This window comes from Halobacillus salinarum (assembly GCF_022919095.1).
Classification (GTDB): domain Bacteria; phylum Bacillota; class Bacilli; order Bacillales; family Halobacillaceae; genus Halobacillus_B; species Halobacillus_B salinarum.
Genome location: NZ_CP095073.1, coordinates 2,894,075 through 2,912,694, shown reverse-complemented (window position 1 = coordinate 2,912,694; position 18,620 = coordinate 2,894,075). Strand labels below are relative to the sequence as shown.

17 protein-coding genes are annotated in these 18,620 nt (G+C 41.0%); 15 read left to right on the top strand and 2 right to left on the bottom strand.

Going from position 1 to position 18,620, the window contains the following annotated elements:
* Positions 1–99: 99 nt before the first annotated feature.
* Positions 100–870: a 2,4-dienoyl-CoA reductase gene (gene fadH / locus MUN89_RS14950; protein WP_244708585.1), complete on the top strand. Its 771-nt coding sequence runs from the start codon at positions 100–102 to the stop codon at positions 868–870.
* A 29-nt stretch (positions 871–899) separates the two neighbouring features.
* Here fadH and trhA read toward each other — a convergent pair whose 3' ends face one another.
* On the bottom strand, positions 900–1,556 hold the full coding sequence (trhA, locus tag MUN89_RS14945; protein ID WP_244708584.1) for a PAQR family membrane homeostasis protein TrhA: 657 nt from the start codon (positions 1,554–1,556) through the stop codon (positions 900–902).
* Between the two features lie 218 nt (positions 1,557–1,774).
* Here trhA and cbpB point away from each other — a divergent pair, with 218 nt between their 5' ends.
* The 6 genes from cbpB to MUN89_RS14915 all read left to right on the top strand — a co-directional run bounded on the left by cbpB (position 1,775) and on the right by MUN89_RS14915 (position 7,415).
* Positions 1,775–2,227: a cyclic-di-AMP-binding protein CbpB gene (gene cbpB, locus MUN89_RS14940; RefSeq protein ID WP_244708583.1), complete on the top strand. Its 453-nt coding sequence runs from the start codon at positions 1,775–1,777 to the stop codon at positions 2,225–2,227.
* Positions 2,228–2,313: 86 nt separating this feature from the next.
* A complete protein-coding gene (locus MUN89_RS14935) occupies positions 2,314–3,792 on the top strand; it encodes an MDR family MFS transporter (RefSeq protein WP_244708582.1) in 1,479 nt (492 codons plus the stop codon).
* Between the two features lie 71 nt (positions 3,793–3,863).
* A complete protein-coding gene (gene dapD / locus MUN89_RS14930; protein WP_244708581.1) occupies positions 3,864–4,580 on the top strand; it encodes a 2,3,4,5-tetrahydropyridine-2,6-dicarboxylate N-acetyltransferase in 717 nt (238 codons plus the stop codon).
* Between the two features lie 53 nt (positions 4,581–4,633).
* Positions 4,634–5,725: an N-acetyldiaminopimelate deacetylase gene (locus MUN89_RS14925; protein WP_244708580.1), complete on the top strand. Its 1,092-nt coding sequence runs from the start codon at positions 4,634–4,636 to the stop codon at positions 5,723–5,725.
* 96 nt (positions 5,726–5,821) lie between these two features.
* On the top strand, positions 5,822–6,064 hold the full coding sequence (locus tag MUN89_RS14920; RefSeq protein WP_244708579.1) for a YkuS family protein: 243 nt from the start codon (positions 5,822–5,824) through the stop codon (positions 6,062–6,064).
* 61 nt (positions 6,065–6,125) lie between these two features.
* Positions 6,126–7,415 (top strand): hemolysin family protein, encoded by a 1,290-nt coding sequence (locus MUN89_RS14915; RefSeq protein WP_244708578.1) that lies wholly within the window; start codon positions 6,126–6,128, stop codon positions 7,413–7,415.
* Between the two features lie 136 nt (positions 7,416–7,551).
* Here the strand turns inward: MUN89_RS14915 and MUN89_RS14910 are convergent, their stop codons facing one another.
* Positions 7,552–8,400, bottom strand: coding sequence for a mechanosensitive ion channel family protein (locus MUN89_RS14910; protein ID WP_244708577.1), 849 nt, complete (start codon positions 8,398–8,400; stop codon positions 7,552–7,554).
* 314 nt (positions 8,401–8,714) lie between these two features.
* On the opposite strand from MUN89_RS14910, the gene MUN89_RS14905 reads away from it, so the two are divergent.
* From MUN89_RS14905 to MUN89_RS14870, 8 genes are all read left to right on the top strand, one after another.
* A complete protein-coding gene (locus tag MUN89_RS14905) occupies positions 8,715–9,257 on the top strand; it encodes a peroxiredoxin (RefSeq protein WP_244708576.1) in 543 nt (180 codons plus the stop codon).
* 84 nt (positions 9,258–9,341) lie between these two features.
* Complete coding sequence (locus MUN89_RS14900) at positions 9,342–9,791, top strand: TlpA family protein disulfide reductase (protein WP_244708575.1); 450 nt, start codon at positions 9,342–9,344, stop codon at positions 9,789–9,791.
* Positions 9,792–10,272: 481 nt separating this feature from the next.
* On the top strand, positions 10,273–12,030 hold the full coding sequence (locus tag MUN89_RS14895) for an ABC transporter ATP-binding protein (RefSeq protein WP_244708574.1): 1,758 nt from the start codon (positions 10,273–10,275) through the stop codon (positions 12,028–12,030).
* A gap of 16 nt (positions 12,031–12,046) precedes the next feature.
* Positions 12,047–13,879 (top strand): ABC transporter ATP-binding protein, encoded by a 1,833-nt coding sequence (locus tag MUN89_RS14890; protein ID WP_244708573.1) that lies wholly within the window; start codon positions 12,047–12,049, stop codon positions 13,877–13,879.
* A 205-nt stretch (positions 13,880–14,084) separates the two neighbouring features.
* Complete coding sequence (locus tag MUN89_RS14885) at positions 14,085–15,443, top strand: cytochrome ubiquinol oxidase subunit I (protein ID WP_244708572.1); 1,359 nt, start codon at positions 14,085–14,087, stop codon at positions 15,441–15,443.
* A complete protein-coding gene (locus MUN89_RS14880; protein ID WP_244708571.1) occupies positions 15,443–16,456 on the top strand; it encodes a cytochrome d ubiquinol oxidase subunit II in 1,014 nt (337 codons plus the stop codon). The genes MUN89_RS14885 and MUN89_RS14880 overlap by 1 nt, the downstream gene beginning before the upstream one ends.
* 91 nt (positions 16,457–16,547) lie before the next feature.
* The gene (locus MUN89_RS14875) at positions 16,548–17,219 is read left to right on the top strand and encodes a potassium channel family protein (protein WP_244708570.1); all 672 of its coding nucleotides are present in this window, start codon (positions 16,548–16,550) and stop codon (positions 17,217–17,219) included.
* Positions 17,220–17,411: 192 nt separating this feature from the next.
* Entirely contained in the window at positions 17,412–18,551 is a 1,140-nt protein-coding gene (locus tag MUN89_RS14870; RefSeq protein WP_244708569.1) for a GntR family transcriptional regulator, read from the top strand.
* Positions 18,552–18,620: the final 69 nt, after the last annotated feature.

Genomic DNA, 18,620 nt, shown 5'->3' with positions numbered 1-18,620 from the left:
TCCAATTGAAACAAGTTTTTAATCAAAAAACAAAAAAATGAACAGGAATTCATTTTTTTGTGTGGAATGTAGTTATTAAGCAGAAAAGGGGGATGGATAATGAAAGATCAAGTGATTATTGTAACTGGTGGGTCGAGTGGCATGGGATTATATATGGCGGATAGGTTTCTCAAAGAAGGGGCCAACGTGGCGATTACCGGCAGAAATATAGACCGCTTACATAAAGCAGCACAGATGCTGGAAGAGAACGCTGATAATGATAAGCTTCTTTTGATTAACATGGATGTGAGAAACATTGAGGATACAGAGCGAATGGTAAAGGAAACACTGGATCGGTTCGGAAGAATAGATGCTTTAGTAAATAATGCTGCTGGTAATTTTATCGCACCAGCGGAAAAACTTACCGCTAATGGCTGGAGTTCTGTGATCAATATCGTTTTAAATGGGACATTTTACTGCAGTCAGTCAGTAGGTAAATATTGGATAGACAAAGGTGTAAAAGGTTCCATTCTAAACATGGTTGCCACTTATGCCTGGAATGCTGGCGCCGGGGTGATTCATTCTGCTTCTGCCAAGGCTGGCGTTCTTGCAATGACTAGAACGCTTGCTGTCGAATGGGGAAAACGCTACGGAATCAGGGTAAATGCAATTGCGCCCGGACCGATTGAAAGAACGGGAGGAGCGGAAAAACTGTTTGAGTCGGAAGCAGCAGCTAAACGTACGCTTGATTCTGTCCCACTTGGTCGCCTGGGCACTCCTGAAGAAATTGCCGGTCTGGCAAAATTCATACTGTCTGAGGAAGCTTCTTATATGAATGGAGAAGTTGTTACCCTGGATGGAGGACAGTGGCTGAACCAATATCCTTTTTAATTTCAAGCCGCACTCTTGGATAGTGCGGCTTATATTACGTATAGAATAATCGAAAAGAAATGGAAGATGGTTCCTCCAAGTACGAATAAATGCCAAACCATATGGTGAAACGTGAAGCTTCTCCACACATAGAAGATGGCTCCGACAGAATATAATAATCCACCGGTTACTAAATAAGCAATGCCTGCATCAGGAACCTGTGCTTGCAGCGGTCCCCAGGCAAGGACAACGAGCCAGCCCATTAATACATAAATCAGCGTAGATAAAAGAACAAACCTTTTGACGAAAAAGATTTTGAAGATAACACCGAGCAAGGCAATCCCCCACACGACTCCAAACAAGGTCCATCCTAACGAACTTCTCAGAGGAATTAAAAGAATCGGTGTATAAGTTCCTGCTATAAACAGATAAATAGCGGAATGGTCAAAGATTTCGAACAAATCTTTCAGTTTCCCTTTTGGAAAACTATGGACAAGTGTCGATGAAGTATAAAGTACAAGCATCGTAATGCCGTATACAGTGGCAGAAATGACTTGCCAGCTTCCTTCAAAACTGGCAAACACAATGAGAAGGACAAGCATTGCAACACTTAATACTGCCCCGACACCATGTGTGATCGCGTTTGCGATTTCTTCTTGTTTTGTAAACGTATGAGTAGTCACTTTTTCAGCTCCAATACAAGCCAAGATGTTATTATTATACGACCTTCTTATTATTTTATAAAGCTGATGAACTTTTGTGCGTTTAACCTAGAACACTTTTTGGGTATAAAAGAGTGGTTCAAGACCATGGCTGTCGAAAATTGCGATTCGTTAATTCAATCAAAGTATGTTAAAATTATCTTTGGTTATGTTAAACGTTTCTTTCTGCTCCTTCAGTTTGCAAAATTAAGGAGTGATTTATAATGGTAAGTGCAGAAAAGGAAAAATTAGAATTGCCTCTAGTGAGTGAATTAATGATTCCATCAGAAAAGGTCGCTCACGTCCAGGTGGGAAATCCACTTGAACATGCTTTACTAGTACTTGTGAAGTCAGGCTATTCAGCCGTCCCCGTACTTGATCCTAACTATAAATTCAGAGGAATAATCAGCAAAACGAAAATTCTGGAAGAGACGTTGGGCATAGAACAATTTGAATTAAACCGTTTATCTGAAATTCAAGTAAGTGAAATTATGGAAAAAAACACCCCTTGTTTAAAAAAGGACGATCATATGATTGATGCTCTGCACAAATTAATTGATCATCCTTTTGTCTGCGTTGCTGCAGATAACGGAGAATTTGACGGGATTGTTACGAGAAGAACAATTTTAAAACAATTTAGTAAGCATTATCACGAAACACTGAAGCGAGCGTATTAGAAATCAGACGATTATAGAACTATGGCAGAATAGATGGCACCGAATAACGGTGTCATCTTTGTTTTCGTTGCAATGAGGTGTCCTGAATGAATCAAAGTCATCCCACTCTAAAGCGTGGATTTATATTAGTTTCCATTATGCTGGCTATGTTTCTCGCAGCCATTGAAGCCACAATTGTTTCTACAGCTATGCCGAGCATAGTCGCTGATCTAGGTGGTTTCAGCTTGTACAGCTGGGTTTTCTCCGCTTATTTATTAACCAATGCCGCAACTGTTCTCATCTTCGGAAGACTGGCAGATGTTTTTGGAAGAAAACCGATTTTCCTGCTTGGAATAAGCCTTTTTTTAATAGGTTCTGTTATTTGCGGGTTCGCTGGTTCCATGGTTGTACTTATCTGCGCGAGATTAATTCAGGGACTAGGGGCAGGAGCCTTGATGCCTATCGCCTCGACAATAGTCGGCGATATTTACACAAAAGAAGAGCGGTCAAAAATTCAAGGATACCTTTCGAGTGTATGGGGGATTTCTGCTGTAACCGGCCCAGCCTTGGGCGGTTTTTTTGTAGATGTCCTCAGCTGGCCTTTCGTATTTTGGATGAACATACCTCTCGGCTTCCTGGCTATTCTAGGAATTATGATTTTCTTTAAGGAAGATGTCGCTAAAGAAAAGGTTGAACTGGATATGAAAGGCTCTTTATGGGCTTTTATCGCGGTGAGTACGTTAATGGTAATTCTCGTGGAAGGTGGAGTAAGAATTGCCTGGGGCACTTATTTGATGTTGTTCCTACTGTTCGTGCTGGTTATAAGTCTCGTGTTGTTTATTAGGCAGGAGTTCAAAGCCCATGCGCCGATGATGCCATTTTATATTTGGAAGTACCCTGCGATTAAATACGCTAACCTCACTTCGTTAACGACTGGAATGATCTTAATTGGTGTGTCCAGTTATCTCCCTGCCTTTGTTCAGGGAGTTATGGGAAAATCCGCCATTATTGCCGGCTTTACGTTGACGACGATGTCGATAGGGTGGCCGATTTCCTCCACGATTGCAGGAAGATTGATTTTATCTATTGGCTACAGATCTACATCCATTTTAGGTGGAGTCTCTTTGATCATTGGAGGAGCGCTTTTCTCTTTACTTTCTCCAGAAAGAGGTCCGTGGTTTGCAGCTGTAGGTTCTTTATTTATCGGCATAGGAATGGGACTCACATCAACGTCTTTCATTGTCTCTGTGCAAAATGCAGTGGAATGGAAAACGAGAGGCATTGCAACCGCAACCATGATGTTTATGAGGACGATAGGTAGTGCAGTTGGTGCAGCCTTGCTTGGCGGCATATTAAACAATAGAATTGATCATTTACTGGATGAGAGCAGTCTTTCAAAGAAAGTTACCGTTGATTCAGCTAACCAGCTGCTCACAGAGAATGGAAGAAAAGAATTAGGCGCCCAGGCTTCACATGTTTTACGCGAAGGGCTGACTACAGGACTTCATCTTATTTACATAGGAATCCTGGTATTGGCGGCTGTAAGTTTTCTATTCATTCTGCTTCTGCCCAGGAAGGAAACGTAAAGTTCTTGTCACGCTTCCAGCCCTTTGATAAAGTAAAGAATGACAGCTTAATTGTAAAGGAGGAAGTACATATGAAACAAATGGACGCAAATGAGATCATCTCATTTATTTCAAATAGTGAAAAATCTACTCCGGTTAAGGTTTATTTAAAAGGTAAATTAGAGAATCTTGATTTCGGTGAAGATGTTCAGGACTTTATTTCTGGGAACAGCGGTGTTATTTTCGGGGAGTGGAAAGTGATTCAGCCCTTACTTGAGAAATACAGCAGCAGTATTGAAGATTATGTCCTTGAAAATGACCGCCGTAATTCTGCTATTCCATTACTGGACTTGAAAAAGGTAAATGCACGTATTGAACCGGGTGCCGTAATCAGGGATCAAGTCGAAATTGGCGACGGTGCTGTCATTATGCTCGGAGCTATGATTAACATTGGTTCTGTCGTAGGAGAAGGAACGATGATTGACATGAATGTGGTCCTTGGTGGCAGAGCTACAGTTGGGAAAAATTGTCACATCGGAGCGGGTTCCGTTCTCGCAGGTGTAATAGAACCGCCTTCTGCTAAACCTGTCGTGGTGGAAGATGGCGTTGTTGTAGGTGCGAATGCGGTTATTCTTGAAGGCGTAACAGTTGGTGAAGGATCAGTTGTCGCGGCAGGAGCGATCGTTACAGAAGATGTACCTCCTAATACTCTGGTTGCAGGAACGCCGGCTAAGGTCATTAAAAATATTGATGATCAGACGAAGTCAAAAACCGAAATTAAGCAAGAATTACGCAAACTTGATAATTAAAACAGTGGGCCTTGCTGGAGAGCAAGGCCTTTCTTATAAAGGAGTCATTTAAATTGAACTTAGAACAGTTAATCAAGATTCGCAGAGAACTCCACCAAATCCCGGAGCTTGGATTCCAGGAAGTCAAAACGCAGGCTTTCCTGCTTCATTTTATCCAGCAGCTTCCTCAGGAGCATTTAGAGGTTGAAACCTGGGAAACAGGACTGTTTGTTTTTGTAAGAGGAAAAAATGGACACAAAACCATCGGTTATCGCACAGATATTGATGGTTTGCCTTTAGAAGAGGATACAGATTACTCCTTTTCCTCAACACATCAAGGACGCATGCATGCGTGTGGTCATGATTTTCATATGACCATTGCCCTGGGGGCATTGCAGGAACTGGCTCATCAGCCTGCAGATCATCATGTTTTATTTATCTTTCAGCCTGCGGAAGAAGGTCCAGGTGGAGCAGAGCCAATGATTCAATCAAATGAAATGTCAAAGTATAATCTGGATACGATTTTTGCGCTCCATATTGCCCCTGAGCTGCCTGTCGGAACAGTTTCCTCTAAACCCGGACTTTTGTTTGCGAATACGAGTGAATTATTTATTGATCTTGAAGGTAAGGGGGGACATGCTGCGTTTCCTCATTTAACTCATGATATGGTTGTAGCCGCAAGTTCACTTGTCGGCCAGCTTCAGCAAGTAGTGGCGAGAAGAGTGGATCCTCTTGACAGTGCAGTGATTACGATTGGAAAAATTGAGAGTGGGACGGTTCAGAATATCATCGCTGAAAAAGCTAGGCTGGAGGGTACGATCCGTACACTATCCCCTGAATCCATGCACAAAGTAAAAGCTGAAATAGAGAAAATCACCCGAGGAATAGAGATCTCTAACGACTGTTCCCTATCCATTGATTATGGTGCTACGTATCATCAAGTAGAAAATGATTCAGAAAAGGTGTCATCATTTAAATCGATTGTTGCGGACACTGAGTTTAATTATCACGAAGCTAAAATGGCTATGACGGGAGAAGATTTCGGATACATGGTAAAAGAAGTTCCAGGTTTTATGTTTTGGCTTGGAGTTGATTCTGAAGCAGGGCTTCATCATTCGCAGCTGAAGCCAAAGGAAGAGGCATTACAAGTCGGGCTTTCCTTGTAGAAAAATGCTTGCGTGAGCTTTAAGTGCAGATGAATACTCATGCAGACTCAGGCAACAATAATCATGTATATGTCACTTTAACAGGAGGGTTTATACATGAAAAGGATAGCTATTGAAGAGAGTTTGTCGGATATACGTTCAGCACTTCAGGAAAAAGGGTATGAATTAGTGACGATGAAAACTCAGGAAGATGCAAACGACTGTGAATGCTGTATCATTTCCGGACAGGACCGGAATATGATGGGTGTAATGGATACAGTTACGCAAGGTACGGTTATTGATGCACATGGACGAACAGCGGATGAAGTGTGCCAGGAAGTCGAATCCCGTTTTTCCTGATAGGAAGAAAAAGGGGGCATAAGTCCCCGATACATATTGAGCTTTGGGGAGAGAGATGTTCATGGAGTCAACTATAAAATTATTAGTGGTGGCACTACTAATTTTATTCACTGCGTTTTTTGTAGCAAGTGAATTTGCCATAGTAAAGGTGAGAAAAACGAAGCTTGAAGCTCGCGTGAAAAAAGGGAGTAAAAAAGCAGAGCTCGCATTAAATATGGTAAATAATCTTGACAATTATTTGTCAGCTTGTCAGCTGGGGATTACGATTACAGCTTTAGGCATTGGCTGGCTGGGAGAACCAGCTTTAGATCACATATTAGAACCTCTATTAGGAAATTTAGAAGTTCCTGAAGCCATTAATCAAACGATCTCTATTGCTATTGCCTTTTTTATCATTACCTTTTTACACGTAGTTTTAGGAGAACTAGCTCCCAAAACGTTTGCCATTCAAAAAGCGGAGGCGATCACTTTAGGTGTAGCAAGACCGCTTATCTTTTTTAATAAACTCATGCGCCCTTTGATTTGGCTGCTGAATGGATCAGCCAATATATTTGTCCGAATGTTTGGGATGGAAACTGCCAAGGAATCTGATGAAGTCCATTCTGAGGAAGAATTAAGGCATATCCTTTCTCAAAGTTATGAGCAAGGGGAAATTAACCGCTCCGAATACACCTATGTAGACCGTATCTTTGAATTTGATAACCGAACAGCGAAGGAAATCATGATTCCCCGGACAGAAATGGCGGTTGTGGATATAAATGACTCCATTCATACGGTAATTCGGGATATGAAACAACATGGATATACGAGATATCCGGTTATTGACGATGACAAAGACCGGGTTTTAGGTGTCATTCATATGAAAGAGTTTTTTTATGAAAACGTGGAAGAACATGGAACGTTAGAGCCATTTATACGTCCAGTGCTAAAAGTATTTGAAAATATTCCGATTGCTAATTTACTTGTAAGAATGAAAAAAGCCCGCACCCACCTAGCTGTCCTGATTGATGAATACGGAGGGACAGCAGGGATTGTGACAGTAGAAGACATCCTTGAAGAAATCGTGGGTGAAATACGTGATGAATTTGACTATGAAGAAGAACGCGAAATTAAACGTTTAAAAAATGGTCATTTTTTGCTGGAAGGTAAAGTTTCGATCCAGGATGTAAATGATTTTTTTGATGCTCATTTAGACCACGAAGATTTTGATACGATTTCCGGCTGGATTTATACGCAGGATTTTGATGCAAGAGAAGGTACAGTCGTATATGACAGAAATTTATATTTTAAAGTTGTTGATATGGAGGATGGGCAGATTAGAAAGGTGGAGGCCTGGAGGGCTGAGGACTGAAAGACTGGGAACGCTGCGCTCTACCCCTTTTGCTGCTATGATTGGAGAATTTTCTCAATAAAGAGAATGGGCCAAAATAAAGCTTGCAGAGAAATCGAAGTTCTCTGCAAGCTGAATCATACTGCTACGGTAATTTTTATCCTTCTTCTTTTTTCTCTACGAATACGTGATGAGGGTATGGAATTTCAATTCCTGCCCGGTCAAGAGCTTCTTTCATTGCTTTTCTCAAGTCACGTTCAACGCCCCACTGCTGCATATTTTCCGTTTTACCGAGAATGCGGATAACTATATCGGATGACCCGAGGCTCTGTACTCCTAATACACTAGGCCCTTCTTTAAAACGTTCATCGTTCTCGGCAAAATCATCAGCGACTTCTTTTAAAACACTCATTGCTTCATCGATATTTTCATCATAACCAATACCTATATCGACAAGGGCTCTCATATTTCCACGAGAATGGTTGGCGACCCCTGAGATATTGCGGTTAGGTACAAAATTCAATGTTCCGTCAAAGCTGCGGATTTTGGTTGTGCGAATTCCAACTTCCTCAACAATTCCATCATAACCGCCGGCAGTAACATAATCATTCACTTCCACCTGACGTTCAAGGAGAATAAAGAAGCCTGTTACGATGTCTGAAACGAGCCCTTGTGCGCCAAAGCCAATAGCTAAACCAACTATGCCGGCACCGGCTAGAAGCGGTCCGATTTCAATCCCCACTGCACCTAGGAGCATAATGACTAGAATAAACAGCAAAGTGTAGGAAAAAATGTTTAAAGAGAGTTTTTCCAGTGTTTTGCTTCGTCCTTCTTCAAGTTTTCTTTGTGCGCTCATACGATCAATGGCTACTCGAATCGCTTTTTGTCCGATTGGGTTAATAATGGCGAAAGCAAGCAGCAAGATCAAGATTTTCAGTCCACCTGTAATCAGCCATTCTACTAATACACTCGGATTAAATTGAAATCCTTCTTCAAATAAATTCATAAACTACTCCTTTCAGTTTCATGGTCCTTTTTATAGAATAGCTGATAGAGAATAGTTTTTTCAATTATTACCTGTCGATGATGTGCGGAGAATGTCGAATTTTAAGGCAGATCATTTTACTTTCCTCATTATATATTGTTTAATGAGAATCAGAAACGTCTATAATAGTGTTACATAGTTGTATGAATCAGTATGTGACTAGATTACACTAATTATCATTTTACATTGACTACAAATTGACTACTCGTTATACTAGAAGATGTGATTGTCGAAACTAACTATACTCAATGGAAAACATTGTTGGAGGGATTCAAATGGCAGAACGTATGGTAGCCAAGCAAGCACCCCGCTTTGAAATGGATGCGGTGCTTCCAAACAAAGAATTCGGAAAAGTATCATTAGAGGAAAACATGAAAAATGACAAATGGACCGTTCTATTTTTCTATCCAATGGATTTCACATTTGTCTGCCCTACTGAAATCACTGCAGTTTCAGACCGCTTCGACGAGTTTGAAGATTTAGATGCAGAGGTTATCGGTGTATCAACGGATACGATTCATACGCACCTGGCATGGATCAACACTTCTCGTGAAGATAATGGTCTTGGGGACCTTCAATATGCTCTAGCTGCGGATACAAATCACCAAGTAGCTAAAGATTATGGCGTACTCATTGAAGAAGAAGGGGTAGCACTTCGTGGATTGTTTATTATCAGTCCTGAAGGTGAACTTCAATATCAGGTTGTTAACCATAACAATATCGGCCGTGATGTAGACGAAACTCTTCGTGTACTTCAGGCTCTTCAAACGGGTGGACTTTGCCCGGCCAACTGGAAGCCAGGTCAAGAAACTCTATAATAGTTGAAGGACTGGATCAGCAGGGGCCTAACATATTGTTAGGCCCCTTTCCATCATAAAGCATGAAATAAGGAGGATGATTTGATGCGATTAAGACAACCAATGCCTGAACTGCCGGAAGCCACAGAATGGTTAAACAGCGAACCTTTAAATAAAGAGGATTTAGTTGGAGACAAGCCTACACTTATTCATTTTTGGTCCGTGAGCTGTGGTCTTTGTAAAGAAGCGATGCCAAATGTGAACGAATTTCGCGATGAATATGAAAAAGACCTTAACGTGGTAGCTGTGCATATGCCGCGTTCTGAGAAGGATCTAGATTTAGAGCAAATTAAAGAAGTCGCTGAAGAACATGGCATCACTCAACCGATCTATGTAGATAACCAGCATGCGTTAACGGATGCTTTTGAAAACCAATACGTTCCAGCCTACTACGTGTTTGATGAAGAAGGAAATCTTCGTCATTTCCAAGCAGGAGGCGGCGGTATGAAAATGCTTCGTAAACGTGTCAACCGTGTTTTAGGTGTAAATCAGTAGTTGAACCACTAATTCCATATCCGAATGGCATAGCTTGCAGAGAAACGGTTTCGTTTTTCTGCAAGTTTTTTTGTATTAAGATATCTTTTTAAGTATGGGGAGGGAGGGCGCTTTAGAGGAAATTCAGAAAGCATCACACTTCTTTTATTACTCGATTTCTTTCTGCTGGAGAGCTGTTTAGAAAGAGGTTGTAAGACCTTAAATTTTCTTAGGGTATTCGATATCGTTTGGATAATTCTTATTTCCGGTTATCCATACAGCCTGGCCGGTCCTGAGGAAAACGGAGGATGTTTTCGAAGCGGTGGTTTCACTTACAATCTTAGAGCTAATCTCTATTTCCTGGGATTGTTTATGACGTGCTGCATAGATTTAAATTTGTAGCGGAAATTTTTGAAAAATTTGTGCAAATGTGTGGAAATTTATTTCGATACCCGATATATTAGTTATTACGTTAAAAATTAATTGCGGAGGAGGGAGAAAGTTGGATACGCTGAAAAAACTCAAACAATTTTACTGGCCATTTCGAAATTATTTCTTATGGTCGCTATTCGCCCTTATCTTTGTTACAGCTATTACGCTTATTTATCCAATGATTCTTCAGGTTACTATTGATGATGTAGTGAGAGACGAGAAATACAACCTGATTCCTTATATCAGTGCATTGTTCCTCGGACTGATGATTATTAAAGGATTCGCCACCTATTTTCATCAATACTTAGGGGATCTGTTTGGAATTAGATCTGTATATTCATTAAGGGATGAATTATACAAAAAGCTTCAGCGCCTGCCATTTACCTATTACGATAACGCCAAAACCGGTGACTTAATGTCCCGACTCACGGCTGATGTAGAAGGGTTCCGCTTCTTTCTATCTGTTGGTTTTTCTGAAGTGATCCGTATAACCCTGCTTATACTCATCAGCTTGAGCCTCATGTTTTACTATTCTGTTCCACTTGCAATTGTGACGATGGTTGCCATGCCTTTTCTTGCAGTAGTTGTCTACAAATTTGATAAACAGGTTCATCCCGCTTTCCGGAAAATTAGAAAATCATTTGGGAAAATGAATACGCGTGTCCAGGAAAACATCAGCGGCATGAATACTGTGAAATCGCTTTCCAGGGAAGATTTTGAAATTGGACGGTTTTTAAAGCGTAGTGAAGACTATCGAGGAAAATATATTGATACAGCTAATATCTGGGCGAAATACTTTCCATTAATGGAGTTTATCGGCAATGTATGTGTCGTAGCGCTATTAGCTTATGGAGGCTACATGGTCATCAATGAAAATCTGATGCTGGGGGAACTGGTGGCCTTTTTTAGTTTAGTCTGGTACATTTTAGGTCCATTGATGAACCTTGGTTTTGTGATCAATTTATTTTCTCAGGCGAAAGCATCCGGGGAAAGGCTGCTGGAAATTCTGGAGTCTTCAGAGGATATTCGTGAAAAACATGACCCTGTCGTAAAGGATCGCTTAAGCGGACATGTAACTTTTGAAAATGTAACCCTTACTTATCAGAAAGATGATGATTCGGCATTAAAACAAATTTCCTTTGATGCTCCACCTGGAAAAACCATTGGTCTTATAGGCTCAACAGGGTCTGGGAAGACGAGTATCACCCAGCTCATAACACGCTTTTATGAGCCGGAAGAAGGCAAGGTGTTGATCGATGGGGAACCGGTTCAGAACTATGGTTTAAAAACGTTACGAAAAAACATTGGCTTTGTCCTGCAGGAAGCATTCTTATTCTCGACTTCGATTAAAGAGAATATTGCTTATGGGAATCCGGACGCTACATTAGAAGATGTGAAACAGGCAGCGAAACGGGCCCAGGCTCATGACTTTATCATGGAAATGCCTGAAGGTTATGATACTTTGCTCGGAGAGCGCGGCATGGGTTTGTCCGGCGGCCAGAAGCAGCGAATAGCGATTGCGCGTGCCCTTCTTGTTGACCCGGCGATTCTCATTTTGGATGATGCCACATCCGCTGTAGATATGGAAACGGAATTCCAAATTCAAAAAGCATTAAAAGAGGTCATGAAAGGACGAACAACTTTTATCATTGCCCACAGAATTTCTTCCTTAAAACATGCGGATGAAATCCTCGTGCTTGAGGATGGATGGGTTAAAGAACGCGGTGTCCATAATGAACTGCTTGAAAATGGCGGCCCATATCAGAGAATCTATGACATTCAATACCAGGATAAAGAGATTATTATGAACACATCTCATATTTCTTAAAGAGGAGGGACGGACCTTGGCTAGAAAACCTAAACACCGGCCGGAAACGAATAAGCACCTCAATCGATTTAAATATACGCAGGACCAGGCCATTGATAAACCGTTTAACTGGTCGCAAATGGTCAGGTTAATGAAATATATCAAACCTTATACGAAGAACCTGCTTCCCATTTCTATTATTTCTATGCTTATCTCCACTATTGTCAGATTAGTTGTTCCCGTCCTTATCGGTAAGGTAGCCATTGATATTGCGATTGCAAATAAAGATACAAGTTTGCTAACTAAGCTTGTGATCGGAATAGCAGTCCTGTATCTGTTAAGCTATATAGGAAATGCGTTAAGAATAAAATACGTGAATATTTTAGGGCAGAACGTCATCTACGATTTAAGGCGCCATCTGTTTTCTCACGTGCAGCGCCTTTCCCATAAGTTTTTTGATTCACGTTCAGCAGGCTCTATTCTTGTAAGAATTATGAACGACATTAATTCTCTGCAGGAATTGTTTACGAATGGGATTATCAATTTATTAATGGATGTTGTCATGTTAACGGGAATTATCATTATTTTGCTTGTTCTCAGTCCAAAACTGGCACTGGCAATCATGGTTATTATGCCGATCATGTTCTACATCTCTACAAAGCTCAGAAAGAATATTCGAAGGTCATGGCAGCAAGTGCGCATCCAGCAATCGAAACTTAATTCGCATTTGAATGAAAGTATCCAGGGAATACGGATTACACAGTCCTTTTCCCAGGAAAGAGAGAACACCGAATTTTTCAATGGTGTAAATTCTGATAATTTCAATTCCTGGCGTATCGCTACTAAAAAAAGTGCGATGTTCCGTCCATTTGTTGAGATGAGTAATGCTGTAGGGACGGTTATTCTTGTAGCATACGGTGCGTACCTGATCTTACAGCAGGATATTCAAGTCGGTACATTTGTTTCCTTTGCTTTTTTCTTAGGAATGTTTTGGGAGCCGATTTCGAGGCTCGGACAAATGTACAATCAGCTGCTGATGGCGATGGCAGCCTCAGAGCGGATTTTCGAATTTTTGGATGAACAGCCGAATGTAGAAGAAAAAATGAATGCTGTCGACATGAAGAATATGAAAGGTCATATTGAGTTTGACCGCGTACAGTTTGCCTATGATGAAAAGCGTATAGCGCTTCACGAAATTTCTTTGGAAATGAAGCAAGGTGAGACTGTAGCATTGGTTGGTCATACGGGATCCGGCAAGTCTACGATTGCGAACTTGATCAGCCGTTTTTACGATCCAACTAAAGGAACTGTGAAGATAGATGGCATTGACTTAAAGGATGCAGCTATTGACAGTATTAGACAGAACATAAGTGTCGTGTTACAGGATACGTTTATATTCTCAGGGACAATATTAGAAAATATTAGATTCGGACGTCCAGATGCTGCCGATGAAGAAGTCATAGAAGCAGCGAAAGTAGTCGGAGCGGATGATTTTATTAAACGATTAAAAAATGGATACGATACCGAAGTGGAAGAAAGAGGAAGCATCTTATCAGCGGGAGAACGGCAGCTGCTTTCGTTTGCCCGGGCCCTGCTGGCTGATCCGAAAATCCTTATCTTAGATGAGGCTACCGCAAGTATCGATACGGAAACAGAAATGAAAATCCAGGAGGCCTTAAAACGGCTGCTCAATGGACGGACGGCGATAATTATTGCCCATCGCCTTTCAACAATTAGAGAGGCAGATACGATCTTTGTTCTCGAACATGGTAAAATATTAGAAAGTGGCTCTCATAAGGAGCTCATGCAAATGAAAGGTGAATATTTTGACCTGGTGAAATCACAATTTCAAATGCTGGATGCCATTTAGTCCAAAACTCTGCAGTGAGATCTGCAGAGTTTTTTTGTGTTAAAGGGGGAGAAGACAGGGTAAGGAAGAGTAGGTAAATTTGTCAAAAACATGACTTTGTGAACCATGTCACAAAATCGTCATGTCTCATTCCACTTAAAAGCAATGGAGTGTACTATACTGATGACAATACGGATTTTAGATGAAACAGCAAGGAGGTTTTACAATGTTGGGTCTTGATAGCGTTATACTCAGCCGAATGCTCACTTCCCTTACATTAGGCTTTCATATCATATTTGCAACCATCGGAGTTGGAGTTCCAGTCATGGTCTCTATTGCCGAATTTATCGGGATCAAGAAAAAGGATCCTCACTATACGCTGCTCGCCAGAAGATGGACGAGAGGGTTTACGATTACCGTAGCTGTGGGAGTTGTAACAGGTACAGCGATTGGCCTGCAGCTTTCCTTGTTATGGCCAAGCTTTATGCAAATTGCCGGAAATGTTATCAGTCTGCCATTATTTATGGAAACTTTTGCTTTCTTCTTTGAAGCAATTTTCTTAGGGGCTTATCTTTATACTTGGGATCGTTTTAAAAATCCACTATTTCACTGGCTGTTATCTATTCCAGTCATTATTGGATCGACGATGTCTGCCTTCTTTATTACTACGGTCAATGCGTTTATGAATACGCCCCAGGGCTTTCAGCTTGAGGGACGTACCATTACAGCTATTAAGCCGTTAGAAGCGATGTTTAATCCAGCTACACCTACGAAAGTATTTCACGTCATTTCGTCTTCTTATTTAACTTCAGCGGCTGTTTTGGCTACGATTACCGCAATAATTATACTGGCAAAAAAAGGGTCCGTCTATCACAAAAAAGCGTTAAAACTCACCGTCATCTCAACTTTTATTTTTGCAGTTGTCACCGCATTTGCCGGAGACTTATCGGCTAAATTTTTGGCGGATCACCAGCCTGAAAAACTCGCAGCGGGAGAATGGCATTTTGAAACAGAGAAGGGTGCCGATTTGATTGTCTTTGGAACATTAAATGAAAACAACGAAGTAGAACATGCGCTTCGAATTCCTAATGCGCTTAGTTTCCTAGCCCACGAGGACTTCAATGCTGAAGTTACAGGCCTTGATGAGACTCCGAAAGATGAACAGCCTCCGCTTTGGATTCATTATATGTTCGATTTAATGGTGTCTATCGGGTTTTATCTCATCGGCATGGCTCTTCTTTATTTAGTCTTTTGGAAAGTAAAAAGGTGGAACGAGCATAACCGCTTGCTGCTCATCGGCCTCGCACTTACTGGACCACTTGCGATGCTTGCCATAGAATTTGGCTGGATCTTTGCAGAAGTCGGTCGTCAGCCTTGGATTTTGAGAGGATATATGAAAGTAGCTGAAGGGGCCACTACTTCCTCCCATGTTGACCTAATGTTTCTGTTATTCATTGCAGTCTATGCCGTCCTTGCGATTGGCTGCATATCTGTTTTAAGAAAAATGTTTAAAAATAATCCTGCCGAACTTGAACTTGAGCACCGTTATCCTCAAGTGGCGGCTGCCGGGGAGGAGGATGAATAATGGGATTTGAATATATTGGAATTACTGTACTTTGGATCTTTCTTTACGGTTACTTGATTGTTGCTTCTATCGATTTTGGTGCCGGTTTCTTTGCCTTTTATGCGAAAGTGACCAAAAACGATCATATTATAAACCAATTAATCTCCAGATACTTGTCTCCCGTGTGGGAAGTAACCAATGTATTCTTTGTGTTCTTTTTTGTGGGACTAGTAGGCTTTTTTCCTGATATGGCTTATTATTTTGGTCAATCATTATTAATTCCTGGCAGTATTGCCATTGTGTTATTAGCGATTAGAGGTTCTTTCTATGCTTTTGAAAACTACGGTTCGAAAGAAAATCCTTTGTATATCTTTCTTTATGGAGCCACCGGTCTGTTAATTCCTGCCTCTTTGTCTACGGCTTTAACAATCTCTGAAGGAGGCTACATTGAAGAAACCGGGAACGGGGTTCAGCTGCTTTATGGGGAACTCTTAACAAGTCCATACTCATGGAGCGTAGTATTCTTAGCGATCGTATCTGTTTTATATATTAGTTCGATGTTTTTGACGTATTATGCGCACCGGGCTGGTGATGAACCGGCGTTAAACTTAGTAAGAAAGTATGCTTTATTTTGGAGTTCTCCTACCATTATTGCTAGCCTGACGACGTTTATTGCGTTGAGTCAGCAAAATCCAGCACATTACCAAAGAGCGATTGAACTTTGGTGGGTATTCGGGATATCGGTCGCATTTTTCATGATCGCTGTGCTGCTTGTCTATAGAGGAAAGTATTATGGATGGTCGTTTATCGCTGTCATGTTTCAGTTCTTTTTTGCTTTTTTCGGCTATGGGGTTTCTCATCTGCCTTACCTTCTCCATCCACAAGTGACTCTTTCCAGTGGAGTAACTAACGATACAATGGGGGCCGCACTAGTGATTGTATTTATTGCAGGCTTGCTATTGCTGATTCCTTCATTGGTCCTGCTGATGCGGATGTTTTTATTTGACGCTGATTATGTGAAAGGAAAAAAATAAAGCTTTCTGCTCTTTGATTATTTCTGTATTATCCTCTTTCTTCTATGATAGAATAATAATAGACTTCACCTGAAACTTTGGAGGATTTGCAATGAAAAAGGAATTTGCTGTGATCGGCCTTGGCCGTTTTGGCGGAAGTATCTGCCGGGAACTGGCAAGAGAAGGGATGGAAGTGCTCGCCCTTGATCTTGATGAAGATAAAGTTAACGAATACAAGGAGATTGCTGCCCATGCCGTAATCGCTGATTCAACCGATGAAAATGTGCTGAAGGAATTAGGCCTTCGCAATATTGATCACGTGATCGTAGCAATCGGTGATAACATTCAATCAAGTATATTGACTACACTTATGCTTAAAGAGCTGGGAATTAAAACGATTACTGTAAAGGCGCAAAATGACTATCACGAAAAGGTACTTACTAAAATCGGAGCTGATCATGTCGTACATCCTGAGAGGGATATGGGAAAAAGGATTGCTCACAATATCATTTCCAATAATATTTTAGATTATATTGAACTATCTGATGATCACAGCGTTGTGGAAGTGAAGGCAGGTTCGAAAATGAGCGGGCGCACGCTTGTGGATTTAGATATTCGAGCCCATTACGGATGTAACGTTGTAGCTATTAAAAGAAATAAAGATGTGATCGTTTCCCCTATGGCGACTGAGGAGATCCGTGAAAGTGATGTCCTGATCGTCATTGGCGCGGATAAAGATATCAGCCGCTTTGAAAAACACCTTGTAGTAGAAGATGAAAATTAAATAAGCGAATGAGTAAAAGGAAGACCATCCACGGAGTCTTCCTTTTTTCATGCGTGTCGTTCAAGAAAGACTCGTACATGTGTAGAACTCGTCATTTAAATTAGTGTAAATGTGCTGTTCATAAATGAAACTCATTCATACATATGGTATGCTAACTTATACGAACAAGTTTTGTGCCGGGGGGAAACAAGTTTGCAGACAAAGTATAATCTTATTAAACAGGAAATCAAATCCAAAATCTTAGATGGTACCTATGAGCCGCACCAAAAGATTCATTCTGAAAGTGAAATGATGCGCCAATTTAGTGTGAGCCGCCATACAGTCAGGCTGGCTGTAGGAGAACTAGTTAATGAAGGCTGGTTGTACAGAGCTCAAGGAGCCGGAACGTTCTGCGCAGACCGAAGTAATCATACGGAGAATAAGGAGTTGCGGGCCAGGAAAAATATCGCTATTGTGACCACGTATATTTCTGATTATATTTTTCCATCGATTATTCGTGGTGCGGAATCTTATTTAAGTGAACACGGCTACCAGGTCACTTTGTTTAACACGAATAACAATCATGATAAGGAGAGAGAGTATTTAGAGAACATCATTTCGCAGAATTTCGATGGAGCCATTATCGAACCGACAAAAAGCGCTTATTCGAATCCAAATATTAATTATTATTTAAACTTGGAGCGCTTAAACCTGCCCTATGTGATGATCAATGCTTACTACGAAGCATTAGAGCCAATCAGGGTGGTTGTAGATGATGAACGTGGAGCATACCTGCAGACAGAATATTTAATTAAAAGAGGGCATCGTAATATCTTAGGTTTCTTTAAAACAGATGATATGCAAGGCACGCTCCGAATGAAAGGGTATTTAAAAGCCCATAGAGAGTACAATGTTCCAATAAATCCTAAGCATATTACGACTTATAGTACTGGAGAAAAGTGCGAAAAGCCAGCACGTGAACTACGTGAAAAGCTTTCTAACAAGGAAGAGGGTCCGACAGCCATTATTTGTTATAACGATGAATTAGCTATGAAACTTCTCGACGTACTAAGGGAGAAGAAGATCAATATTCCTGAAGATTTATCAATCGTGGGATTTGATAATTCATTTCTGGCCGAGCTTTCTGAAGTAAAGCTTACTTCTGTGAATCATCCAAAAGCGGATATGGGGAGAACTGCAAGCAAACTTATTCTCAGCTTGATTAAACGCAAGCAGCAGGGAAAAGGAGCAAAAGAAGAAGTAAAAAGTGTCATTTATACTCCTGAGCTTGTGGAAAGAAAATCAACAAAGGACCTTACTAGTTCGGGAGAAGACGTAGAGAACGTGAATTAAATATTCTGGGCTCACCTTGGCAGAGATGCTGAGGTGTTTTTTTATGTATTCATGACTGTCCCTCTGAAC